We start from the raw sequence: 24,587 nt of genomic DNA, 5'->3' as shown, positions 1-24,587 counted from the left end.
ACTTTAACACTTGAGTCAAATCATCATGCGCTTGGTTACGCATTTCCCCCCATCCAGTATTTTACTGCACGGTGAGCATAAAAATGGCGGGCGCGGAGTATAGCAAAATTTTCGGTTAAAACCTGTACTTTTTAACCTTTTGGGCTTTTATGACGCAGTGTTAGCGGGTTTTGATATGGATAAAGGCGTTGGAAAGGCTGAGGAGAGCGTCTCGCACCATTGTCTGCATCGACAATGGTGCGATAGTCAAATTAACCAAAGGCGCGGCGCAGGCCGAGTGCCTTTTCGGCGTTTTGTTTGAGGTGATTGGCTGCATCACCAATTTGATGGGTTGCCGCGAGGTTTTCGCTGCTGGTTTGGGTGATGGAGTGAATGTTGTTAGTGATTTCATGCACCACTTGACGCTGCTGATCGGCGGCCACCGCGTTTTGCTGGGCAAAGGTGTGGATCTCACTCACCTCTTGGTAAATGGTATTGACGTTCTCGGCAGAAGTTTGGATATCGTTAGCGCATAACTCGGCATGTTGACGACTTTGTTCCATCTCCTTCGCCCAGGCATTTAGCATGCTGAACATCTTGTCGACGCTCTGGGAAATACTGTTGGTCGATAATTGGGTACGGCTCGACAGCGCGCGTACTTCGTCGGCAACCACCGCAAACCCGCGGCCTTGCTCGCCTGCTCGAGCCGCCTCAATGGCGGCGTTTAGCGCGAGCAGGTTAGTCTGCTCGGCAATCGAGTCAATCTCGCCCATGGCACTGGCCACCCGTTCGGCTTCTTTATTGAGTTGATGGGCATTATTGGCTGCATCGGCCACGGATTTGGCTAATTGCTCAACTTTTTGGGTGTTGGCCTTCATATTGGCGCTGCTTTTTAGGCAGAGATCGTAGGCTGTGTTGATGCTGGTCGAGGTCAGTTGGGTATTTTGTGCGACCTCGGCAATGGTTGAGCTCATTTCTTCCATCGCGCTGGCGAGTTGCTCTAGTTGGTTTTTTTCTTGGTCAAGGCTGACATAGGTTTGTTCTGTCGTCACCACCAGCTGATCGGCAATCGCATGTAAGTGGTGGGCCTGATCTTGGGTGCGGCCAAGCACGCCGTTCATCTTGGCTTGCAATAGGATCAATTGGAAATCGAGAATCGATGAAGTGTCGGCGCCCGAGTAGATGTAGCGACTGATTGAGTCATATTTCTCTTGCATTTCAACCAATTTGGCTGGAATGCGGAAGGCTTCATCGTAGAAAATGGCCAGATTGAGGCTCATTAAAATCGCCCCTGCGAAAATCACACCCCAACCCCAAAAGTAACCTGCAATCAGTAACCCTGTGGTGGCCACCACGGCTGACACAAATCGTTTTTGCATCAAACTCAGCGGCTTAGGTATGGGCTTGTTTTGCACTAGTCTGCGGTATATATCCGTGGCTTTACTGACATAGGCCGCCTGCGGCTGGATACGCACCGACTGATAGCCGATGATAGTCCCATTCTCAAACAGCGGAGAGACAAAGGCATCGACCCAATAGAAACCGCCATTCTTACAGCGGTTTTTGACTATGCCTCGCCAGGATTGGCCGGATTTCAGCTTCTCCCACATTTCTTTGAAGGCGGCGCTGGGCATATCTGGGTGGCGCACTTTGTTGTGGGGTTGGCCGATTAACTCTTCGGCACTGTAACCCGATACTTCGGCAAAACGTTGATTAACATAGGTAATGATCCCACGGGTATCCGTTGTGGAAATCAATTCGTCTTGTGGTGTGAGGCGGACTTCTTGTGCGTTACTGTGGAGTTGACTGGTGTTACTGCGGCTAGGGTTACTCTGGCTCATTTAGTGTGTCCATTCAGGGCCGATACGACTTTGGGGTAAATGTAACTGGTAAAACGGGTGCCAGCTCTCATTGGAGTCGGCTTATTATGTGATAATGGTATCATTTTTGTGTGGTTATTGGAGAGCGGTTTTTCGCTTTGTCCTCAACAAAAGTAATGTTTTATTGCTTTTATAAGGTTTTGCAAACATTAGTGTTTTTATCTTAAAGAAAACGATTTTTTATCCTGTTTAATGGTTGATTTTGTGTTTTATCCGCTATCGATACTTGTGTGATTACCTTAAAACTTGACCTGTTACCTAAAGATTGGCCGTCATCACTTCAATCTCTTATCTTGTGGAAGCAGCACAAGGGGTGAAAACGGATGCTACATAACTAAGTGCAATTGTGAACTCGATGCTCGACATGGCCAATCCATATGCCTTCGACTTACCTAGCAAATGGTCGTTCACATAAGAACGAACTTAAGCCCAAAAAATTCATACGCTTAGTTTCTTTGAATTGCACGAAAAAGGTGAGCCAGAACTAGGGCTGATATATTGAGCCGAAAATAATCATTGAATGGTGACAGAGCAGCCCTCTTGCTAACGATTCACCTCTGAGTTTAAGGGCTAATATGTTCGCTAAAAAAAACAGGCCGAAACTGGCTTTCATACGAAATGATGACTATACCTATTAAATAAATTTAATAGGCTTTGAGAATAAGAATGAACTCAAATAATGAGCCAAATTATACATAATTTAATTCTATTTAAACGATAGTATATTCATCAAATTCATTTGGTTTTATTTATTCGTCTTGATTTTTATTTTTGCGATTAAATGTTATTCGGTTGAAATGGGTTAAGTATTCAATAGGAAATAAAATGAAGTTCAGTCATAAGATTGTTGCAGCATCCTCAGTACTTTTGTTATTGACGGTCGCCTTATTAACGACAACCCAATATTTTACCATTCAAAAAGAAATGAAGTCGCAGCTTGAAACGAGCGTCACCGAAATTGTCGACGGCGTTCGTAATACTGTGTCCTCAGAAATTGAAGCCCGTAAAAAAATTGCCGCCTATACCACGAGTTTAATCGAGCAAGACCTCGAGCCAGAACACATATCGTCGGTCATTAACCTTCCTGTTGTTAAAAACACCTTTTTACTTGTCGGCTTTGGTTACGAAAAAGACGGTAGCAATATTAATAATGACCCGACTTGGGATCCAGGAGCTGGTTGGAACCCTAGAGTTCGCCCTTGGTATACGGACGCAAAACAATCTGACAAGTTGATTATTACAGCGCCTTATGCCGATTCTGCATCTGGGGAGATACTTGTCTCCATAGCTACCCCGGTCAAGGATAAGGGCGCGTTTATTGGCGCTATTTTTTATGATGTTAGCCTTGCTGGTTTAGCAAAGCTTGTGAATGAAGTTGAGCTATTTAATGCGGGCTATGTATTTATTATTTCTGGTGATGGAACCACTATCGCGCATCCCGATGCAAAACGAAATGGTTTACCAATGAGTGATTTTTTGCCCAATATCAAGGTGATGGAGCGTCCACAAAAAGTCACTCTCGATGGTAAAAACTATACCCTTGGATTCTCTCGTGTATCAGGGGAGGATTGGTATGTTGGTGTTATTTTAGATGAGGCTATTGCCTATGCTGCGGTGACGAACTTACGCAATAGCTCAATTTTTTATTCTGTGGTCGCCTTAATTATCAGTATCACAGTATTGCTGTTCTTAATTACGAGTTTAATGCGGCCATTACAGACATTAAATAATGCCATTCAAGATGTTGCCTCGGGAGAGGGGGATTTAACTAAACGCTTAAATACTAAAACTGACGCTGAGTTTTCATCTTTGGCGATTGGGTTTAATACCTTTACGAATAATTTACAGCAATTAATTATTGAATCTAAGTCTATTGGACAAGAAATCCATAAAAGCTCCGAAATAACCTCATTAGAGTTACAGCAATCTACGGATGCGATGAACTCACAACTACATGAACTCGAACAGCTTGCAACCGCAATGCACGAAATGGCAACGACCTCATCCGATGTTGCCCGTAATGCTCAAGGTGCTTCCTCTGCGGCTAAAGAGGCGGATGAGGCAACGGGGGTGGGATCAAAAGTGGTCAGTGAAACCACCGATGCGATTAATGCCCTATCATCGAGGATCGACATGGCGGTAACTGAAGTCAACGCATTGGGCGCAGCAACGGATAATATTGCTACCATCTTAAAAGTGATTAATGACATTGCTGACCAAACGAACTTATTGGCGTTAAACGCGGCGATTGAAGCGGCAAGGGCGGGGGATTCTGGCCGTGGTTTTGCGGTGGTCGCCGACGAAGTTCGAACACTCGCTCAAAGGACTCAGCAGTCGACAACGCAAATCCGCTCTATGATAGAGCAGCTTCAGGCGGGTGCCCGTGCGGTGACCGATGTGATGAGTCAAAGTAAAGATAATGCCAAAGATGCCGTGACGCGTGCACAGGGCGCCAATACGGCGTTGGATAAAATTCGTGAAGCCATCATGCAGATCAGCGATATGAATCTGCAGATTGCCTCCGCAGCCGAAGAACAAAGCTTGGTTGCTGAGGAGATTAATAACAACACTATTAGAATTAAAGATTTATCCGTTCAGGTGTCGAATGTCGCGGTCAATGCTAACACAGCGATGCATACGCAAACTAAGTACATCAAAGAGCAAGATACGATTCTGAACAAATTCATAGTGTAGCGTGATTGCCAATCTTTTAGCTTGCAACTAAGAGCGGCTACGACTCGCTGTGATCTGTTGGTAAGCACTGTTTTTGAATAGTGCCGTTCTACATATGGCCGTTTTACATGGAATCATTTCATATTAAGGACATTTAGCATAAGGACATTAATACAGTGCCATTGAATGCTTTGGCATGTTATGGATTTTCCCGTCGGCCTGACGGGCTGCACCTGAGTGTTTGACTTGGCGTTTTGCCTAAATTCAGCTGGTCATTGATGTTCCTTGAAGTGAAGCATTCATGAACCCCTGAGGTTCGCAGCTTCGGGTTACTTGAGTCTATCAATCATGATTTTATCCCGTCTTCGGGACGGAAAATATGAATATAGGAAGGCACTCATCATGAGTAGAATCGTACAGTTACTATTAGTTAGTCTGCTTCCTGTCACTATGCAGGTTTATGCTCAAACCACGGAAGAAGCTGAACGATTGCAACAGCTTGAGCAAAGAGTTAAGGAATTGGAGCAACAGGCAAAATCGACCCAACAACCTAGTCCTACAATGCAGTCCTCCTTGAGTAATAGCCTGTTTTCCCTCTATGGTTCACTTCGCCCCACCTTAGAATACCAAGACAAGGCAGACGACCAATGGGACATTGGTGATGCGCTTTCGCGTTTGGGCGTAAAAGCAGAAACCGAATTCGCGCCTAATTGGCGTGCCATTGCCCGCGGCGAATGGAAAATTCGTCTCGACGATAATGGGCGATTCGGTGAGGCTCGCCTCGCCTTTGCGGGAATAGCCTCTCCCTATGGTCAGTTGACTTTTGGCCGTCAGCGCCCAGTGCAATATACGTTAGTGGCTGAATATATTGATGTGTTTAATAACGCTAATAGTCCATTCGGTTACAATCAAGAAAGCCCTTTCTTTGTTAATAATGCACTGATATACGAAGTCAAATTCCAACCTGTCACTATCATGGCATCTGGTATTTTTGATGGTAATGCTGGTGGTAGCGGTGCAGATGCGGTGAATGTCGGTGCAGGCTTTGATAAGTATGGCGTTCACCTTGGTATCGCATACTTGCAGCAGGATACTTATACCGGCGAGGTGAAAACGGGAGAGGAGCAGCTCACAGGCGGGGTTATCTCCTATGAGTTTAATAATGGTATTTATGCCGCTGTGGGTTATCAAAATAAGGAATACAAGTTTGATATGGGTAATAACCGTACTGGCAGTACCTTTGATAGTGCGTTAGCTATCCCATTTGGCAATGCCTATAAACTGAAGCTAGGCTACTTTTGGTTTAAAGATGGAATAGAGGATAGTACGAGTCTGGATTATGACGGCTATAACCTCACCTTAGAATGGCAAGCGGCGAGCAATGTGCGCTTGCATCTAGAATGCCTGCAACAGAACAACGATGAACGTGAAGATGACACTATTTTTGCCTTAGGTGTTCGCTATGACTTTGATTTGAATTGGAAGATTTGATGGTTAGTGGTTTATTCAAAATCACTAAGCAATCATTAAGCAAAGTGTCGTTAGCGCTTTGGGAAAACGGCATATATCTAAAGATGGACTGTAAAGGCGAGGGATAAGGCGTACATTTGAATGCACGCCTTTATTTTAGGGCTTTGATTAAATGGCTTTCGTTGCCTTTGTCAGCCACTCAAGCTCACTGCCCGACATTAATGGCGATAAGGTGTTAAACACTTTCTGATGGTAAGCATTAAACCAGTCGATTTCGCCTTGAGTTAACAGGCTCTTATCGATAAGGCGAGCATCCATTGGGATCAGCGTTAAGGCATCGAATTCATACATTTCACGCTCTGCGCCCTTTAAGGCTTCGCAGTGTTGCACTACCACTAGGTTTTCTAAACGGATCCCAAAACTGTCGGCGCGGTAATACCCTGGCTCGTTGGATAACACCATGCCTGGCATTAAGGCGATGGCATTGAGGTTTTTACCGATGCGCTGCGGACCTTCGTGCACGCTGAGGAAATGACCAACGCCATGGCCTGTGCCGTGGTCGTAATCAAAGCCATATTGCCACAGATATTGACGGGCGAAGGCATCGAGTTGTTGCCCTGTGGTGCCTTTCGGATAGCGGGCCTGATCTAAGGCGATATGGCCTTTTAATACCAAGGTGACCATTTTCTTCTGTTCATCGGTTACGTTACCAATGGCGATGGTACGGGTGACATCCGTGGTGCCGTCAAGATACTGAGCACCAGAATCCACAAGGTAAATGCTGTCCATCGTCATCATGGCTGGCGTGCCATTGTTATGGTTGTAGTGGCACATGGCCGCATTGGCGCCAGCAGCGGAAATGGTATCGAAACTGGGTTCGCGATATTGTGGATCTTCGAGGCGGAAACTTTCCAACTTGTCAGCGAGGGTTGCTTCATCGTGCAGACGATGGGCAGCGACCTCGGCATCGAGCCAAGCGAGGAAACGACTCACGGCCACACCATCACGGATATGGCTGGCGCGCATGCCCGCTAATTCGGCGGCATTTTTCTGTGCCTTAGGCAGGGAGACCGGGTCGATACCTGCGATTAACTTAGCGCCTGCATCGCGGGCAATATTTTGTGCCCAAGCGTTGGCAGAATTGGGATCGGCGAGCAGTTTCACGCCCTGTAAGCTTGCCAAGGTATCGGCAAGTGAAGCTTCGCTCTTAAAGCTCACACCCGCTCCAACGTGTTCCTCAATGCCTTCAGGGAGTTTGCTTAAATCGGTAAACAGTTGCATATCGCCATTGGCGTGAAGTAGCGCGCAGCCTAGCACGACAGGCAGACGCGGCACGTCATTACCACGCATATTGAGCAGCCAGCAGAAGGAGTCTAAAGCGGCGATCAGCGCGACATCGGCGCCGGCTTTTTTGACTAGTGCGCCAATCTCGGTGCGTTTTTGCAGGCTGGTCTTACCCGCACTTTCATTACTAAATAACGTGATAGCTGCGCTCGACGGTGCAGGTCGATTTTGCCAGTGCTTATCAATCGGATTCTGTTCGACGGCAACCAGTTCAATTTGGGCTTTTGCTAACGTGGCTTTGGCGTTTTCAAACCAAGCTAAGGTGTGTAAACGGGCATCGAAGCCTACACGTGAACCTGCTGCAAGCGTATCGCATAGCCATTCGATTTGCGGTGTGTCGGTCAAGCTTTCATAACTAAAGAGATTTGCATCCACCTGCAGACGCACTTGTACCGTATAACGACCATCGGTAAAGATGGCGGCTTTGTCTTTTAAGACAATGGCCATGCCCGCTGAGCCAGTAAAATCCGTTGCCCAGTACAAACGCTCGTTATGCTCAGGCACATATTCGCCTAAGTACTCGTCCGCGCGCGGGATGATAAAGGCATCTAAATTGGCACTGGTGAGTTCACTACGAATGGCGGCAAGACGGTTAGCAATTTTATTCGGTTGTACGGATTGTGATGACGATGGTAACGACATAGGGGCTCCAAATATTGGCATTGGCGGCTGACGTAGGCGGCCAAAATTATAATGCGTAATGCTGGCGAAAAGGATGCGAATTGGCGGCGATTATCGCAAGCTCAACGGCTAAGATGCAAGGGGATGGAATAAAGGATTTTGTATACAATTTTGTTTTTTCGGCATCACTTTGCGATAACAAGGGTTGTGATCTTAGACTAATTTCCAAATTGAAATGTTATCTTTATCACTCAGTTCTTCTGACTAATTCTTACAAATTAGCTACTTAAGTTTTATTCAATCGCTAATATTTACCCATTATGCTAACATTCGCCATCTCCGCTCGGGGTCAGAGGGGAGCACATGTATCAGTGGAGTTGGCGATGCAAACATTAACAATAGACGTGGGCGGTAGCAAAGCCCTGTTCGAACTTCAACTCAAGGGGCATACAGAACAATATAAAATCCCCACGGGTGAAGGCTTTAAAATTGAAGATTTAAATGATCAAATCGCGGCGCTGGAACGGGATTATGATTTACAGCACTACCATTTAGCGATCGCTGTACCTGGACTCGTACAACAGAATCGTTTGGTGTCCTGTAAATCTCTGCCCGGTCTCAATGGGCTAAGCTTTGAAACCTTGAAAACCCAAGGCGAACTTAAGTTTATCTGCAATGATATCGACGCCGGTATGCAGGCAACCTGTGACGAAAAATATGCCTGTGAGTTGTTAGTCATGTGTGGCACTGGAATTGGCATGTCGATCGCGTTGAGCGGCAAGGCTTTTACGGGGGCTACGGGAGTCGCGGGGGAGCTTGGGCATTGCCGGGTGATGACGGAGGCGGGGGAGTTTAGTCTCGAGCAGCTCGCCAGTGGCGATTCTATCCGCGGCCGTAAGATTTCCACCGCCGATGATTTATATCTCGCCGGCACTTATCTGGGGATGGGGCTAGCGTGGGCGGTCAATCTGTTTAATCCTAATCGGATCTGGTTAGCGGGTGGCATGATGAACAGCGCGCCGTACTACAAGGGTTGTCTGGATAGTTTAAGGCGCATGGCTCTCAGGGCTCCATTAGCCGAAATGAAGATTAATCGTGTCGATGATATGGAGACCTTAGTCTGCCGTGGCTTATCGGTGATCTTGGCAAGGGATTACTCGAAGGAGGCCGCCTAACGGCTTTCGATTGAGGTGCGGATAGGCCAAGATTGAGGCGTGATAAGTTTGTTTAGGCTATTAATCTTGGCTTACTGACGCTGATCCAGATATTGATTTCGTTTGGGTCGAGAACAACAGCATGCGGCCATCGGATTTGTGTGTTTGCAGTGCACTCTGCATATCACCTCGTTCGATGACCGCATTTTTGTTTGCACTAGTTATTGAACTGCGTCTTGCAAACCGCTTTCTTAAGACTTTCGATTTATTTTTTATTGTCTTTCTTATTGGCGATACGAGTCGATGATAGGGCTCCATGGCATAAGCAATCCTTTTAAATACAATTCATTGCTTATTTTTTGCACTCAATGGTTTTACTTTTCTTTAAAGCCAATACTGCGTTGATAATCGGTACAACGGCCCGTTTGTTAATATTTAGTTGCAATTTAACGCTATAGCGGCATATGCTAATTAACGTAATGACAACGTTGTCATTAGTGAAAAAGGCAAACCAATTGAAAGATTGGGACGCAAAGCCTCCGGTCTAAGGGTTCGTTTGTACCTATGATAGCGGGGATACCACAGGTTGTTTCTTCATGCTGCCGTTGTACGCACATGGTTTTAAGAGTGTTGTTTCCTGTCTACGCTTTGTTTGCCTTATTGATGCATAACTTACTCAATAGGGAAATCTCATGTTTAAGACTCAAATCTCCACCTCGGCGATGCTGGTGGCCTCGGTGCTGGCATCCGCTGCCAGTTTTCAAGCCTTTGCGGCGCTCCCCGGAAAACCGACTTTAGGTTGGGGGGAAACCAAGTTTGCCATTATCGAGGTGAATCAAGCCGCCTCAGCCTATAACCAATTAGTGACGGTAAAAGATGCCGCCGATGTGTCCGTGACCTGGAACTTGTATAACGGCGATATCGGCCATAAGGCGCAGGTGTTACTCAACGGAAATGTGGCATGGGAAGGTCCTTCGAGTGCGGCGGGTACGGCCAATTTCAAGGTTAATAAGGGTGGGCGCTATCAAATGCGTGTGCAGCTCTGTAATAACGAAGGTTGCAGCGCCAGTGATGCGAGGGAAATCTTAGTCGCCGATACTGATGGCAGTCATTTACTGCCACTCAATGCGCCTTTGAAGGAAAACAATCGTCCCTATGTGAATAAATCCGGCAAAGTGGTGGGAAGTTACTTTGTGGAGTGGGGTGTTTATGGACGTAAATTCCCCGTCGATAAGATCCCTGCACAAAACTTAACCCATATTTTATATGGCTTTACCCCGATTTGTGGTGGCAATGGCATCAACGACAGCTTAAAGGAAATCGAAGGTAGCTTTGAGGCATTGCAGCGCGCCTGTGCTGGCCGTGCCGATTTTAAAGTGGCGATTCACGACCCTTGGGCGGCGGTGCAAATGCCGCAGGCGGGGGTGAGTGAATATTCCGATCCCTACAAAGGCAACTTCGGCCAATTGATGGCGTTAAAACAAGCCTATCCCGATCTGAAGATCCTCCCCTCAGTTGGTGGCTGGACGCTCTCCGATCCCTTCTACTTTTTGGGGGATAAAACCAAGCGCGACACCTTTGTCGCCTCAGTGAAGGAGTTTTTACAAACTTGGAAGTTCTTCGATGGTGTCGATATCGACTGGGAATTTCCCGGCGGCAGTGGTGCTAACCCAAGCTTAGGTAATGCCAATGACGGACAAACCTATATCACCCTGATGCGTGAACTGCGGGCGATGCTCGATGAGCTCAGCGCCGAAACCGGACGCACCTATGAGCTGACGTCGGCCATCAGTGCGGGCGGCGATAAAATTGCTAAGGTCGATTATCAGGCGGCGCAGCAATATATGGATTACATCTTCCTGATGAGTTACGACTTTAATGGCGGCTGGACCAATACGGAGCTTGGACATCAAACCAATCTCTATGAGGCGAGCTGGGATCCAAATACCCGTTACACCACGGACAAAGGCGTAAAAGCACTGCTCTCTCAAGGGGTGACTCCGGGTAAGATTGTGGTCGGCGCAGCGATGTACGGCCGTGGCTGGACTGGGGTGAATGGCTATAGCGGTAACAATCCTTTCACGGGCACTGCAACGGGCAAAGTGAAGGGCACTTGGGAAGCGGGCGTGGTGGATTATCGGCAGATCGCTAAGGATTATATGGGCGCAGGTTGGAGCTATGCCTATGATGAAACCGCCGAAGCACCATCTGTCTTTAATGCATCAACGGGTGATTTAATTACCTTCGACGATGCTCGCTCTGTTAAAGCCAAGGGCCAATACGTGCTGGCCAATCAGCTCGGTGGTTTATTCGCCTGGGAAATTGATGCCGATAATGGCGATATTCTCAATGCCATGCACGAAGGTCTAGGTCATGGCGAGGGCACAACGCCACCAGCGAATAAAGCGCCGATTGCCAACGCGGGAGCGGATATCACGGTAACCGGTACTGCGGATGTCACGCTAAACGGCAGCGCGTCGCGGGATCCTGAAAATGGCGCCTTAAGTTATCAATGGCGCCAAGTCTCTGGTCCAAGCTTAAGTATCACTAATGCGGATATGGCCAATGCTGTGGTGCAACTGAGCGGGGCGGCGTCGGATGTGGTGTATGTGTTTAGCCTGCGAGTCACAGATCCTGAAGGATTATCTTCAACCGACACAGTGACTCTCACTCATAAGGCCGAGACGGCAAACCAAGCGCCTGTGGTGACTGTGCCAGCGAGTGTAACGGTTGAAGCGGGCCAATCGGTGAGCATCAATGCGACGGCGACCGATGCCGATGGCGACAGCCTCACCTACGCATGGACAGTGCCAAGCGGCGTGGCGGCGAGTGGACAAAACAGTGCCACATTGGTGGTGACGGCGCCAGCTGTTACTCAATCGACCCAATACAGTTTGAGTGTATTGGTCTCCGATGGTGCCTTAGATGCCAGTGCTGCTTTGAGCTTAACCGTGACGCCTAAGGCGACGGGCGGTCAATGTGACGCAACTGACCCTAATGCGGCCAACTATCCCGCTTGGAATGCGACAAGCATTTACAACACGGGTGATACCGTGAGTTATAACCAACTGGTTTGGAAGGCGAAATACTGGACTCAAGGTAACACACCTTCAAGAACCGCCGACCAATGGCAATTGTTGAGTCAGGTTGAGTTAGGCTGGGATGCGGGCGTTGCCTACAACGGCGGAGCAACGACTAGCTATAACGGTCGTCAGTGGCAAGCCAAATACTGGACTAAGGGAGATGTCCCCGGTGTCGCTGCAGTGTGGATGGATATCGGCGCGGCGTCTTGCCCTTAGTCGATAGGGATTAAAGACAAAAAAGCCCTGCGAATACAGGGCTTTTTTATTAAGGATCACAGCGTAAGATTAATTTATCTTCAGCAGCTCAACATCAAAAATCAGTACCGAACCGCCGCCAATTTTGCCTGTGCTGCGATTGCCGTAGGCCAGTTCGCTAGGAATAAAGAAGCGATACTTGTCGCCCTCGACCATCAGTTGCACGCCTTCAGTCCAACCTGGAATAACACGATTGAGTGGGAAGGCTATGGGGTCGCCGCGTTCGACCGAGCTATCGAACACTGTGCCATCAATTAAGGTACCGTGATAATGCACAGTCACAGTATCACTCGCCTTAGGATGAACAGTGCCAGTGCCTTGCTGTAACACTTGATATTGCAACCCAGAGGCGGTGGTTTTCACCCCTTCTTGAGTTTTGTTTTGCGCTAAAAACTCATTACCTAAACGGATATTTTCTTGGGCCGCTTTTTGGTTATTCATCGAGGTAAAGAAGTAAAAAATCACCCCAGCAATCACAACAACGGCAAGTAACATTTTCATTTTAAGGAGCACCTCAGTCAATTTTGGTCATGTTATCAGTTTTTTAGCGGAAGTGGCTAGCGCCTCGGTTTGGCGCGGTACTGGATGATTCGCGTTACATTTTCTCACTTTTTTAAAATGGCTAAAGGCTTTATCCCGTTTTAGAGATCGCTTAACCTGTTACATTAGACTCTACAAAAACTCAATAAAAACAGATAAGAAGAATAAACAAGGACAGTCTTATGTTAACCAAAGCGGCAAAACCTCTGGTCAAGCTCGTCGACCGATATTTACCCGACCCTTATATCTTTGTCTTGCTCTTAACCTTAGTGGTGCTGATTTCGGCCGTGGTAGCCGAGCAGAAAACCCCACTCGAAGTCATCAATTACTGGGGCGATGGCTTTTGGGCGCTGCTGAGTTTTTCGATGCAGATGCTATTAGTGCTGGTGGCGGGATTTATGCTCGCCAGCTCGCCACCGATTAAGAAATTACTCGATGGCATCGCAGGATTTGCCAAGTCGGCGCCTCAGGCCATTATCTTAGTGACCTTGGTTTCCCTCGCCGCCAGTTGGATTAACTGGGGATTTGGTTTAGTGGTCGGCGCCTTATTCGCTAAGGCCTTAGCGCGTAAAGTGCGTGTGGATTACCGTTTATTGGTCGCCAGTGCTTACTCGGGATTTGTGGTTTGGCACGGCGGCTTAGCGGGCTCGATTCCGCTAACCATTGCCACTGCTGGGCATTTCTCAGAATCACAAATCGGTATTATCCCCACCAGCGAGACCATCTTCGCTAGCTTTAACCTGCTGTTAGTGCTGATTTTGTTTGTGATGATGCCACTGGTGAACCGCTTTATGTTGCCCGAAGAGAAAGACAGCATTTATGTCGATCCTAAGGCGCTTGAGGATGGGGGCGCAGACGATAAAGCGGCGCAGTTAACGGCCAATACGACTCGCCCAGCGGATAAATTAGAAAACAGTCGCTTGCTCGGTTGGAGTGTCGGCGGCGCGGGACTCGTTTACTTAGGCTATTACTTTGCGGTGCAGGGCGGCAGTTTAAACCTTAACTTAGTCAACTTCTTATTTTTATTCCTCGCCATAGTGCTACATCAAACGCCACGCAGTCTATTGCTGAGTCTCAACGAAGCCATTAAAGGCGGCGCGGGTATCGTTATTCAGTTTCCTTTTTACGCTGGCATTATGGCGGTGATGGTGCAATCGGGGTTAGCCCAGAGTATTTCCGAAGGTTTTGTGGCTATCGCCAGCGCCGAAAGTCTGCCATTTTGGAGCTTTATCAGTGCAGGGATTGTGAATATTTTCGTGCCTTCGGGGGGCGGACAATGGGCCGTGCAGGCGCCGATTATGTTACCTGCAGCCGAAGCCTTGGGCGCCGATGTGGCACGGGTTGCTATGGCTGTGGCGTGGGGAGATGCGTGGACCAATCTTATCCAACCTTTCTGGGCGCTGCCAGTGCTGGCAATCGCCGGATTAAAGGCGCGGGATATCATGGGATTCTGTTTAATGCAGTTGCTGATAACCGGGGTGATTATCAGTATCGCCCTAAGCTGGTTTTAAGCGAAAGCTTACGGTTTTGATAAAGGGCAATCTCACTTGCCCTTTATTTTTATCCTCTTCTTTATTCTCTTTTTTTAGCCACTTCACGCCTGAATGTGTTAACACGTTAAGGTTTTAGTGTTTTGACGCAGCTTAAAACCATTTCTGCGGATAGGGGCGTCGACACAGCAGATTATGATACAGCCAGCCAAAGGATAGGATTAGCACCAGACCACTGGCGACCGGCGAATATAAAAAGTCCCACCCTTGCACGGTCAGCATAATAACTAGCGGGTTTGCTCCTGCAGGAGGATGCACTGTGTGGGTCAGCATCATCAATGCGATTCCCGCTCCTACGGCCAACCCTAAACTCAGCGGCGAGACGCCCACACTGTTGAGGATGATAAGTCCCATCAGACTGGTCAGTAGGTGGCCGCAGACAATGTTTCTTGGCTGCGCCAATGGGCTATCGGGAAGGGCAAATAAAATCACCATAGTGGCGCCAAAGGGGGCCATCAGCCACAACAAATGCGAACTCATTTGCTCCAAGCTTGCTAAGGCACTGATACATAACATGGCACCTATGCCTGCGAGCAGTGCCGATTTTAATTGCTGTTGGCTTATCACTTTCATTATCTGTCCTTTGAGCCCAACTTGGCTATCGCGCAAGGGCTATGGTTTATATGGTGAATATCAATGGCTGCGGCTTTGGGAGGGCAGTGTTGAGTTGCCCGTTGACTCTATCCCAGTGGCCGCGTTGCACTTAATTGTGTTGAATCTTTAATGGGTAGACCAGTCTGTCTACCTAGTATCATTGCATGAGTAGACTGAGTTGTCTACCTGTGAGAAGATACGTTTAAATCCTAATTGCAGAGGAAGGCGATATGCCGCAACCCGAAGTGTTGTCAGATATGCCCTTAGATAAACGTCAACAGCTCATCAGCACGGCATTTAAACTGTTTTATTTTCAGAGCGTACATGGGGTAGGCATTAACCAGATTTTGCAGGAGTCGGCGATTGCCAAAAAAACCTTGTACCATCATTTTGCCAGTAAGGATGAGTTGGTCGAAGCCGTGGTGCTGTACCGCGACCACGTGTTTTATCAATGGTTAAGCGAGCGAGTGCAGGCGGCCGAGACGGGTAAGGCGGGGATCCGCGCGTTATTTATGGCGCTCGATGACTGGTTTAATCAAAGAGTGCCGCAGCTGTGTGAGTTTCGGGGCTGTTTTTTTATCAATGTGAGTGCCGAATTTACCGATGCCAGCCATCCCGTGCATCGTTTGTGCGCCGAGCATAAACAGCGGGTGGCAGATTTAATCGCTCAGCAGGTAGCGGTCTTGGGCTTGTCCGAGGCAAAAGCGGCTTATCTTGTCGATACCCTATGCCTATTGAAGGAAGGCGCCATAGTGTCGGCGCAGCTGCGCGGTGACACAGGTGCCGCAATGCAGGCATTAAAAGTTGTCGAGCAATTGATTGAAATAGAAACGAATTAGCGTGACGGTTAAATCAATCTATCCATGAAGCCCGTTTGGATCCCATAACCCAGCAGGGCTAAGTTGGTCACGACCGTGAGCCAAAACAGTTGGCGAAAGGCGGCTTTGACCGATTTATGCCGTAGTAGCTGCTGGGCAAACAGTGCGCCGGGCCAACCACCGAGGAGAGACATTAGATGCAGGGTGCTTTCCTTGGTGCGCCAGCGGCCTTTACGCGCCGCCGATTTGTCGAAGGCGTAGGCGATAAAGGTGCACAAACTCAGCAGCAGATATAAACCCACAATCGCGATTGGCAGCATATGCCACCAAGCGGCGCCGATTAACATGGCCAGAAAAACGAGCGCTAATAAGAAAGGCATCGAACTCTTACGCGAGCGCGCGGCTTTAGGCTTAGCGGCTCTTGATTCTGTGGTTCTAGATTGAGTCACTCTTCGTTGGGTCGCTTTTCGCTGATTGACTCTTTGTTGAGTCGCTCTTCGTTCATGTACTTGAACGGACGGCGTTTTATTGGCTCTTTTGTTGTTCATTGTTCGAGTTCAAATGGCTACTAGCGTTGATGGACTTAAAGGCGAGCTGGCGCCAGAGTTTTTCGAGTGGCCCTTGGTGAAAGTAGCGTAAATACAAGCTTGCCAGTAGCAATTGTAGCAGCGAGTAACCCAGCGCTATCGCCATATAACCGCCCCTGTCGAGCGTTAATAATAACTCGGGGGCAAAGTGGCGAAAGATAAACACACCGACAATGGATTGCAATATATACAGGCTAAAGGCGAGTTTGCCGACATTTTGCAAAGGCCTTAGCACTGCCGAGCGATTTTGGCAGATTTTAACCAGTATATGGATGTAAATCAGTGCCGTAGGGATAGCACTTAGCATGACTATGATGTCCGAAAACATCACCAATGTCGGGTTTTGAGTTAATCCCAGCAGGGTATCCAGCGCTGAGAGCAGTAAGCTGGCTAAAACCAGCTTGATTAAGGTGTTTCGCTCAAATCCCTGCTCGAAGCTACCTTGGCGATAGAGCGCCATACCGAGCAGCATCAACCCACCCGTGAACCACATTAAGGTGAAGGGAATGACCAGCGCCATGTAACCGACCTGCATTACATGCAGCAGCAGTTGATTAGGGTAACTCGCTGTCCAAGCGCTGTATTGCTCGGCGAATAAGGGCGATTCGCGGGTAAAGAGTTCGTCACTGCCCATGATGCTGATTAAGCAGATAACCACTAACGAGCTGAAAATAAAAATATTGGCCTTACGTTTTAACTCGGCGATGCTGGCAGCTCGATAGCAGAGTGCTAAAAAGCCGCTGATCCCATAGGTCAGTAAAATATCACCGGGCCAGATAATGATGCCGTGGATCAGACCAAAGACAATCAACCATTTCAAGCGTGAGCGCAGTAGCGAATAGGCCGCTAAGCCTTTATCGCTAAATCGTTGGTACTGAATATAAAGCCCAACGCCAAATAAGATGGAAAACAAGCTGATAAAGCGCCCTTCAATAAAGAAATTGCTAAAGGCTTCGAGCACTTGGTCTGAGAGCAATGGGATTTGATGGGGCGCATAGCCATAAAAGCTTATCCCCATAAAATAGATATTCATAAAAAATATCCCCAATACCGCTAGCCCACGTATGGCATCGAGGTTGGCATTACGTTCAGTTGGGATAGGCTGATGGGGCGTGTGAGTCGCATCGACGGGATTTCCCCAAGGATCCTGGGCAGTTTGAGTGATAGGTTTGATAGCAGGCATCCTTTTGCTATTGGGAAAAATTAACCGAGTCAGCTCGGCAAGATTGAGTTGATAATACAAGGCGCTAGCTTAACAGGCGCTCAAACCAAAAAACACTCAACGACATAAAGCGTTAGGCGCATGAACCGCTTTGAAAGATATTGGCTATTCGCCAATATCTTCGTTCCACAGCTGTGGCTTGGCGGCGATAAAATCGCGCATTAACTGTTTGCACTCGTGATTGTCTACCACAGTCACCTCAACTCCGCGGGACTGCACATAGGCTTCAGGCCCTTGAAAGGTGACATTTTCACCGACCACCACCTTAGGGATGCCGTAGAGTAGTATCGCGCCGCTGCACATATCGCAGGGGGAAAGGGTCGAATAGAGTGTGGCCTTTTGATAATCGGCAGCGGTTAATCTGCCGGCATTTTCGAGGCAATCCATTTCGGCATGCAGCACGGCGCTGCCTTGCTGCACGCGTTTGTTATGGCCGCGGGCGACAATTTTCCCGTCGATCACTAATACTGAGCCAATGGGGATCCCGCCTTCGGCTAATCCTTGTTTGGCTTCATCAATGGCGGCCTGTAAAAATTCATCCATTTCGATCCCCTGTCTTAGGTTGTTTGGCTTAGCATAGCAGCCTGCAAGCGTTGAGCAAGACAACCTAAGTGGTGATTTCGATTGATGATTAAGCTTGGCTTACAGGCTTAGCTGTATAAGCTTGGATTGATGTGCCTTGGTTTACTTCTGCGGCTTTTCTGAAATCCATAACTTGATATGCCCTTTCACGACCACAACACCTTGGGTGTCGTAGGCGGTAACGGGCACCAACATATCGCCGGGCGTCCATTGTTCTGGTGTGACTTCGGCAACACATAAAATATCACTGCCCGCCTTGGCGGTGTAATCTAGGCTCATGCCCTTAGGGATCCAACGCAGGTGGGCCGGAATCGATGCTTCGGCCATCACGCCCATCGCCATTTCTAAGCCGTTACAGATGGCGATAACATGCACGGTTTTTATATGGTTATGAACGGCATGACGTTTTTTAATCAGGCAAGCGCAGCGGTTAAGGCGTAATTCAGTGATCAGTGGTTTGATGGTGCCAAAATAAGGCGCCATGCGTGATACCATGATGGAGAAGATTTTTTGGCCAAAGGGTAAGCCTTGGGTTTTATGGTAGAGCGCGAGAACCTTATTGGGCTTAGCGTTTGGGGTTTGTGCGTTAGGGCTCATGGTTATCCTTCATCGGAGTGCAAACTTAAGGTGTTAGTCTTGGGCCGCTGATATTTTTAATGCTTAGCGGCGTGCCTGTTTCTTTCTGGTCGGATGAGTGTAACATTGGGATAACATTAAATGCCAGTCGGCCGAATTAAGTAAACTTCATTTCGCGGTTTTTACGCTAACACCGTATAATCACGACAAATTTGTCATCAATGACACGTCATAATGATTTAACTACAAGGACTCACAGTGAAATATTTGCTGACCTATTTTAAGGGAATGGCCATGGGGGCCGCCGATGTGGTGCCTGGGGTTTCGGGTGGCACTATCGCCTTTATCACCGGTATTCTCGATACCCTGCTCGAAAGCGTTAAGCGTATTAATCCTTCCCTTTGGGGCGTGATTAAGTCGCAGGGGATTAAAGGCGCGTTTGAACATATCAATGGTGGATTTTTACTGAGCCTATTAGCGGGCATCCTGACCAGTATTTTTACCTTCGCTAAACTGATTTCTTGGTTGCTGGTGGCACATCCCATTCCGATTTGGTCATTCTTCTTTGGCCTCATCATCATCTCTGTGGTGCACATGCTTAAACAGGTGAGTGGTTTTACGCTGGCGCGTTTGGGATTATTTGCCTTAGGGGTTCTGGCTGCTTGGGTGATCACTGTACTGAACCCTGTATCGGTCGAGGCCAGCTATGTAAATATTTTCTTCGGCGGTGCAATTGCCATTTGTGCCATGGTATTACCGGGGATTTCGGGCAGTTTTATCTTGTTGCTGCTCGGCTTATATCCTGTGGTACTCGCGGCGGCAAAAAATATCCAAATCGATATCTTGGCCTGTTTTGCCGTTGGCGCTTTGCTGGGAATTTTAAGCTTTAGCCATTTACTTTCGGCCTTGCTGCGTAAATACCATGATGCGACCGTAGTGTTTCTCACGGGCTTGATGCTCGGCACCTTAGGTAAAATTTGGCCTTGGAAACAAACCTTAACTTGGCGTACTAACTCCCACGGTGAACAAGTGCCGTTATTAGAGCAAAATATTTCGCCGCTGAATTTTGAACAAGTGACGGGCCAACCTTCACAGCTGATGCTAGCTGTTGTGTGTATGTTGGCGGCCATCGCCTTAGTTTGGGGTTTAGAGAAGGTCGGCAAACGGGATTAAGCCAATCCTGTGGATGATATAAATAAAAGCAGCGATATTCGCTGCTTTTATGTTTTAAGGCCGATGGAATGTACTCGACTTTTGGGCAATGTTATTTTGCTGGTCCGTTAAGTTACAATCGCGCCTCAGAGTGCAAGCAGTCGATGTTGTGCATCCGTTTAAACTCAGTGAGAGTTTGCAGTTACGATAAGGATATAGTTGTGGAAAAAAAACAGGTCCCCTGGGTTGGCGTGGCGCTAGCCATTTTTGCCTTAGGTCATGTGGTTAACTTAATCATAGATAAGCAAGATTCTGAAATATCCCCAGAGTTAAAGCAGCAAATTTCTGACACTATTCAGGCTCACAGAACGCCCGCTTTCGCGAATAATGTCTTGATTCATGAGCCAAACACCCCTGAGATTGTTGAGACTTCGTCCAAAATCCCTATGCCTGCAGAATTAGCCGATGTGAGTCAAATCTACAGCAATCTCAATGCATTTGCGGCGCTCAAACGAGACGGTACTGTAGTCACATGGGGTGATGGCGAGTGTGGTGGCGATAGCAATAACGCCGCCGAGCCTCTACTTAATGTAAAACAGCTGTATGCGGCAGAGGATACCTGCGGCTTTGCCGCGTTAACCCATGACCACAAACTGATCCCTTGGGGAATGGGCGATGAAACTATGCCTTGGACTCGAGGAGTGAGACCTGTACTGCATGATGTGCGCGATTTTGTTGTGGCTAAGGGGCTCTATGCCGCCATTAAGCAAGATGGAAGTGTCGTCAGTTGGTCTTTTGAAGATGCATCAACTGCCGAGCTAAGCTCTGGTAAGCACGCCGCGCCTGCGATGACTAACGTCGTGTCTGTATCTGTTAACTATCGGGCTTTTGCCGCCTTAAAACGGGATGGAACAGTAGTGACATGGGGGCAGGCTAATTATGGTGGCGATAGTCGCGAAGTCGCCTCAGCGCTTAACAATGTGAAACTACTCTATGCTAACGATGATGCTTTTACCGCGATGACAGCGACGGGCAGATTGGTGTCATGGGGTAAGGTAAGAGAGGATCAAAAAGGCCGTGAGCAAGTGGCAAAGCTTAGCCAGCTTGCGCCTGCCGTGAAAGTTGTTGCTTCCAAAAATGGCTTTGCGGCGTTACTGGCTGATGGCAGCATTTATGCGTGGGGGGAAGGGGAGTTAACTGAGTATGATGTGCCATTCCCTGCTCGTTTATCTCGCCCAAATCGCGCCAATAAAGTGATTGATATTTTTGCCAATAATGACGCGTTTGCCGCCTTAACCATAGGTCGTCAACTTATCGTTTGGGGCAGTAAATACCATGGTGCTGATACGTCAGTCCTTAAGGATAAGTTACAAAGCGTGCTTAAGGTTTATCCCTTTGATGAAGGATTTGTCGCGCTACGTAGGGATAATATGGCTATCGCTTGGGAAGGATGGGAATTGGCAGAAAACCAGCCGCGTTATCAAGAGGTCACTCAGGTAAGTAAAGTGGTGACCTATGAACGTGAGTTTGCCTTTTTAAAGCAAGATGGCACTGTGGTTGATGGCCACTCTGGCCCCAAAACTGACATTACTCAAGCAACGGATATTTTCCCTACGGGGTTAGGCTTTACGGTTAAACGCCAAGATGGCTCGATTGCAGTATGGATGCGGGAAGATCCCGCGGTGACGCTAGATAAGCAAGCCGTTGATTTGAGTCACATGCGGGATATTCGCAGTAATTTACTGGATGTGATTGCCCTAATGGACGATGGCACGGTACAGGCTTGGGATGTAACAGGTAGAACGAGCAATGTGCTCTAAGCCAATGAGCAATCCCATTTGAAGCTAGCAAGCGGATAAAAACAAAGGGCTAAGATGAACATCTTAGCCCTTTGTTTTTAAGCGAGGCTTTTCTCGCTTTCCGCCTGATTGGCTTTAATTTCACGCAAATAGCGGTAAATGGAATGCACAGAAATCCCTAATCGCGTGGCGGCCACTTGGGTGCTATCCTTGAGTTCGAAAATCCCTAACTCATGGAGTTGATTGACAATTTCACGACTCTTTTGTGAAGGAGAAATCGCAGGATTCGCACGCACCTCGTGGTTAACACTATCGATAGTGCTGTGCAGCGCCTCATCAATATTGCGTGCAAACACCTCGGGCGAACTGGTCAATTCGCTGCCGAGGAGCTGCTCCGGCATCATAGTGCGCAGTACAGATTGCAGCGGCGCATCCATATCGGTATTGATGCACAGCAGCCCAATCGGCAGGTTTTTAGGATTACGGATCACTGTGGTTATCGAACGTAACGTCTTACCGTTGGCACACTTGGTAAGGTAAGAGTTGGAAATATCCTGACCCGTTTTGAGCTTAAGCAAGGCCAGGTTAGTGATGGGCGCACCGACCTCACGGCCAGTGACATGACCATTGGCAATTTTGATCACCGAAGGGTGCTTAGCATCTAAGCTGTGCAGCACGACCTCTGTATGTTGGCCATACATGGCGGCAATCCCATCGACGATATTTTCGATGGACTTGAGTATATCCAGATCGCTTTGGGTTAAGTCTTGCAATTTCACAATATTCGGCCTTTTTCAGCAGCTTATCAGGAATAACCGTCTTATTCAGACATGATGTTAATGATAGTGACATCCGTAGATGACATGCCATTGAGTACCATCTTGCCTATGTTCTTAATGGTTTTCTCAACATCTTTGGCGATGATACCTTGGCCTGAAACGTTTTGGCTGTTGAGCGCCATTAAGAAGGAGCGTACCGCCGCACTTGATGAGGTACTGACCTTCATAGCACAGGAGGCTTTGGCTCCATCACAAACCATGCCCGAGCTGTCACTGATGACGTTTTGAATCGCAAAGCAGGATTGTTCGAAACTGCCGCCCGCTAAATACACCATGGCCATAGAGGCGGCGGCGCTGGTGACCGTGTTGCCACAGAATGCTGACAATGGCGGATAGTGGGACTTGATATAAATCGCCCCTAGGTGGCTCATGATCAGTGCGCGAGCTAATTTCTCTTCGCTGACTTTATAACACTGGGCGGTGATCACTACAGGAATCGTCGCTGCAATTCCTTGGTTACCACTGCCTAAATTGCTCATGGCGGGCAGATTGGCACCGCCCATTCGCGCATCCGAAGCCGCCGCAGTGAGCATCACAATCTTATTGAGTAAGTCCTCACCGATGATCCCCGCGGCAATGCCGTTTTTCATGGTGCGGCCGACTTCCAAGCCATAGGGTTTGGACATGCCTTCATCGGATAATTTACTGTTTAATTCCGAGGCTTTAAGAATAAATTGGATTTCTTCGAAGGGGACTTCTTGGGCAAAGCGGTAAATCGATTCAATATTGATATCGACGCCGTCGCAGATTGAGCCTGTAGCCTTGGCTTGGGCGTTATCGGCGGTAAAGACTAACTCACCATTTAAGCGCTTCTCGGCAATTAAAGTATGGCCGCCGCAGATTTTCACCATGGCTTCCTGTTTGCCAGCGGTTAATGTCACACAACAATAGATAAATTCGTCGGTCTCGGTACGCTCAACCTTCACTTTACCGGCATCAATAAGGGTTTGCGCCTGTGCTACTTGCTCTGGTGTCACACTGGCCAAGACTTCTAATCCCGCATCGGCATTACCTGCAAGCGCGCCTGCGGCAGCGGCGATGGCGAGACCGATTTTACCTGTGCCGGGGACATAAACACCCATCGAGTTTTTATACAAGTTATCAGAAACTTGTACTGCAATTGACTCAGGGACCACCGGTAATAATGTTCGGGCGACGGCCGCCGCATAGGCTGCGGCAATCGGCTCGGTACAGCCTAAAGCGGGTTTAACCACTTGGTTAATGATCTGAATGTATTGCTGCCATAGAGGTTTCATCGGGCTACAACCTTACCAATTTATGCGTGAACGTGGGCGATGGCTTCTACTTCCACTTTGACACCCAGTGGAAGATCTTTTACCGCAAAACAGCTGCGGGCAGGGCAGTCGGTTTTGAAATAGGTTTTATAGACTTCATTAAAGGCGGCAAAGTCACTGATCTCACTCAAGTAACAGGTGGTTTTAAGCACGGTTTCTAGGCTGCCACCGCCGGCTTCAATCACGTATTTCAGATTCTCAAGGCATTGCACAGATTGTTTGCTGATCCCGCCATCGACAACGCCGCCTTTCTCTTTACATACAGGCAGTTGTCCAGAGGTAAAAATCAGGTTGCCATAACTGGTGCCGTGGGAATAAGGGCCAATCGCGGCTGGGGCACGTTCTGCATGAATGATGCTTTTCATTATCTCTCCAATCTGCAAATAAAATTGAATGCTATCGAATTTCTATGTGCAATATTATTTGCATATTCTGGTTTGGTTGCAATTATTTTTTAATGTTTCATGCCGTAAATACGAGTTTATGCGTCTTTCGGCGGGTTTTGGACTGAATTGTGAGCGATGGCACTTTGTTCAACAAAAGTTGAGTATTTTGTTTGCTGAGTTTGTTTTGT

General features: G+C 47.9%; 19 protein-coding genes and 1 riboswitch. Of the genes, 8 read left to right on the top strand and 11 right to left on the bottom strand.

Going from position 1 to position 24,587, the window contains the following annotated elements; all coding sequences use genetic code 11:
• Window positions 1-251: 251 nt before the first annotated feature.
• Window positions 252-1,820: a methyl-accepting chemotaxis protein gene (locus CBX96_RS01550; RefSeq protein ID WP_109285474.1), complete on the bottom strand. Its 1,569-nt coding sequence runs from the start codon at window positions 1,818-1,820 to the stop codon at window positions 252-254.
• A gap of 831 nt (window positions 1,821-2,651) precedes the next feature.
• Here CBX96_RS01550 and CBX96_RS01545 point away from each other — a divergent pair.
• A complete protein-coding gene (locus CBX96_RS01545) occupies window positions 2,652-4,553 on the top strand; it encodes a methyl-accepting chemotaxis protein (RefSeq protein WP_309221590.1) in 1,902 nt (633 codons plus the stop codon).
• Between the two features lie 381 nt (window positions 4,554-4,934).
• Entirely contained in the window at window positions 4,935-6,023 is a 1,089-nt protein-coding gene (locus CBX96_RS01540; RefSeq protein WP_109285472.1) for a porin, read from the top strand.
• Between the two features lie 147 nt (window positions 6,024-6,170).
• Here CBX96_RS01540 and CBX96_RS01535 read toward each other — a convergent pair whose 3' ends face one another.
• On the bottom strand, window positions 6,171-7,988 hold the full coding sequence (locus CBX96_RS01535; protein WP_109285471.1) for an aminopeptidase P family protein: 1,818 nt from the start codon (window positions 7,986-7,988) through the stop codon (window positions 6,171-6,173).
• A gap of 362 nt (window positions 7,989-8,350) precedes the next feature.
• Here CBX96_RS01535 and CBX96_RS01530 point away from each other — a divergent pair, with 362 nt between their 5' ends.
• Entirely contained in the window at window positions 8,351-9,142 is a 792-nt protein-coding gene (locus CBX96_RS01530; RefSeq protein WP_109285470.1) for an ROK family protein, read from the top strand.
• Window positions 9,143-9,616: 474 nt separating this feature from the next.
• A riboswitch (cyclic di-GMP riboswitch) is annotated at window positions 9,617-9,705 on the top strand.
• A gap of 108 nt (window positions 9,706-9,813) precedes the next feature.
• The gene (locus CBX96_RS01525) at window positions 9,814-12,420 is read left to right on the top strand and encodes a glycosyl hydrolase family 18 protein (RefSeq protein WP_109285469.1); all 2,607 of its coding nucleotides are present in this window, start codon (window positions 9,814-9,816) and stop codon (window positions 12,418-12,420) included.
• Between the two features lie 69 nt (window positions 12,421-12,489).
• On the opposite strand, the gene CBX96_RS01520 is transcribed toward CBX96_RS01525, so the two are convergent.
• Window positions 12,490-12,960: an FKBP-type peptidyl-prolyl cis-trans isomerase gene (locus tag CBX96_RS01520; protein WP_109285468.1), complete on the bottom strand. Its 471-nt coding sequence runs from the start codon at window positions 12,958-12,960 to the stop codon at window positions 12,490-12,492.
• A gap of 221 nt (window positions 12,961-13,181) precedes the next feature.
• On the opposite strand from CBX96_RS01520, the gene CBX96_RS01515 reads away from it, so the two are divergent.
• Window positions 13,182-14,510, top strand: a complete 1,329-nt coding sequence (locus CBX96_RS01515) for a short-chain fatty acid transporter (RefSeq protein WP_109285467.1) — start codon at window positions 13,182-13,184, stop codon at window positions 14,508-14,510.
• A gap of 132 nt (window positions 14,511-14,642) precedes the next feature.
• Here the strand turns inward: CBX96_RS01515 and CBX96_RS01510 are convergent, their stop codons facing one another.
• Entirely contained in the window at window positions 14,643-15,122 is a 480-nt protein-coding gene (locus CBX96_RS01510; RefSeq protein ID WP_109285466.1) for an HPP family protein, read from the bottom strand.
• Between the two features lie 251 nt (window positions 15,123-15,373).
• On the opposite strand from CBX96_RS01510, the gene CBX96_RS01505 reads away from it, so the two are divergent.
• A complete protein-coding gene (locus CBX96_RS01505) occupies window positions 15,374-15,982 on the top strand; it encodes a TetR/AcrR family transcriptional regulator (protein ID WP_109285465.1) in 609 nt (202 codons plus the stop codon).
• Window positions 15,983-15,990: 8 nt separating this feature from the next.
• Here CBX96_RS01505 and CBX96_RS01500 read toward each other — a convergent pair whose 3' ends face one another.
• The 4 genes from CBX96_RS01500 to CBX96_RS01485 form a co-directional block, all read right to left on the bottom strand.
• Window positions 15,991-16,509 carry a DUF1294 domain-containing protein gene (locus CBX96_RS01500; protein WP_258293876.1) on the bottom strand — a complete coding sequence of 173 codons (519 nt, stop codon included), beginning with the start codon at window positions 16,507-16,509 and terminating at the stop codon, window positions 15,991-15,993.
• Window positions 16,487-17,731, bottom strand: coding sequence for a DUF418 domain-containing protein (locus CBX96_RS01495; RefSeq protein WP_181382119.1), 1,245 nt, complete (start codon window positions 17,729-17,731; stop codon window positions 16,487-16,489). The genes CBX96_RS01500 and CBX96_RS01495 overlap by 23 nt, the downstream gene beginning before the upstream one ends.
• 144 nt (window positions 17,732-17,875) lie before the next feature.
• The gene (locus CBX96_RS01490; RefSeq protein WP_011623549.1) at window positions 17,876-18,313 is read right to left on the bottom strand and encodes a nucleoside deaminase; all 438 of its coding nucleotides are present in this window, start codon (window positions 18,311-18,313) and stop codon (window positions 17,876-17,878) included.
• A gap of 141 nt (window positions 18,314-18,454) precedes the next feature.
• A complete protein-coding gene (locus CBX96_RS01485; RefSeq protein WP_011626844.1) occupies window positions 18,455-18,949 on the bottom strand; it encodes a hotdog fold domain-containing protein in 495 nt (164 codons plus the stop codon).
• 237 nt (window positions 18,950-19,186) lie between these two features.
• Here CBX96_RS01485 and CBX96_RS01480 point away from each other — a divergent pair, with 237 nt between their 5' ends.
• Window positions 19,187-20,101, top strand: coding sequence for a DUF368 domain-containing protein (locus tag CBX96_RS01480; RefSeq protein WP_109285463.1), 915 nt, complete (start codon window positions 19,187-19,189; stop codon window positions 20,099-20,101).
• Window positions 20,102-20,301: 200 nt separating this feature from the next.
• Window positions 20,302-21,900 (top strand): hypothetical protein, encoded by a 1,599-nt coding sequence (locus tag CBX96_RS01475; protein WP_109285462.1) that lies wholly within the window; start codon window positions 20,302-20,304, stop codon window positions 21,898-21,900.
• Window positions 21,901-21,977: 77 nt separating this feature from the next.
• Here the strand turns inward: CBX96_RS01475 and CBX96_RS01470 are convergent, their stop codons facing one another.
• Genes CBX96_RS01470 through CBX96_RS01460 form a run of 3 tightly spaced genes read right to left on the bottom strand, consistent with a single transcriptional unit; the run spans window position 21,978 to window position 24,378 of the window.
• Window positions 21,978-22,658 carry a transcriptional regulator gene (locus CBX96_RS01470; protein WP_109285461.1) on the bottom strand — a complete coding sequence of 227 codons (681 nt, stop codon included), beginning with the start codon at window positions 22,656-22,658 and terminating at the stop codon, window positions 21,978-21,980.
• A 41-nt stretch (window positions 22,659-22,699) separates the two neighbouring features.
• Window positions 22,700-23,974, bottom strand: a complete 1,275-nt coding sequence (locus CBX96_RS01465; protein WP_109285460.1) for a serine dehydratase subunit alpha family protein — start codon at window positions 23,972-23,974, stop codon at window positions 22,700-22,702.
• Window positions 23,975-23,994: 20 nt separating this feature from the next.
• On the bottom strand, window positions 23,995-24,378 hold the full coding sequence (locus CBX96_RS01460) for a Rid family detoxifying hydrolase (RefSeq protein WP_109285459.1): 384 nt from the start codon (window positions 24,376-24,378) through the stop codon (window positions 23,995-23,997).
• Window positions 24,379-24,587 lie beyond the last annotated feature (209 nt).

It is taken from the genome of Shewanella sp. BC20 (genome assembly GCF_003129585.1).
In the GTDB taxonomy this organism is placed as follows: Bacteria; Pseudomonadota; Gammaproteobacteria; order Enterobacterales; family Shewanellaceae; genus Shewanella; species Shewanella seohaensis.
Note: the sequence above shows the minus strand (reverse complement) of the source record. Positions and strands in the feature narration are given on the sequence as shown.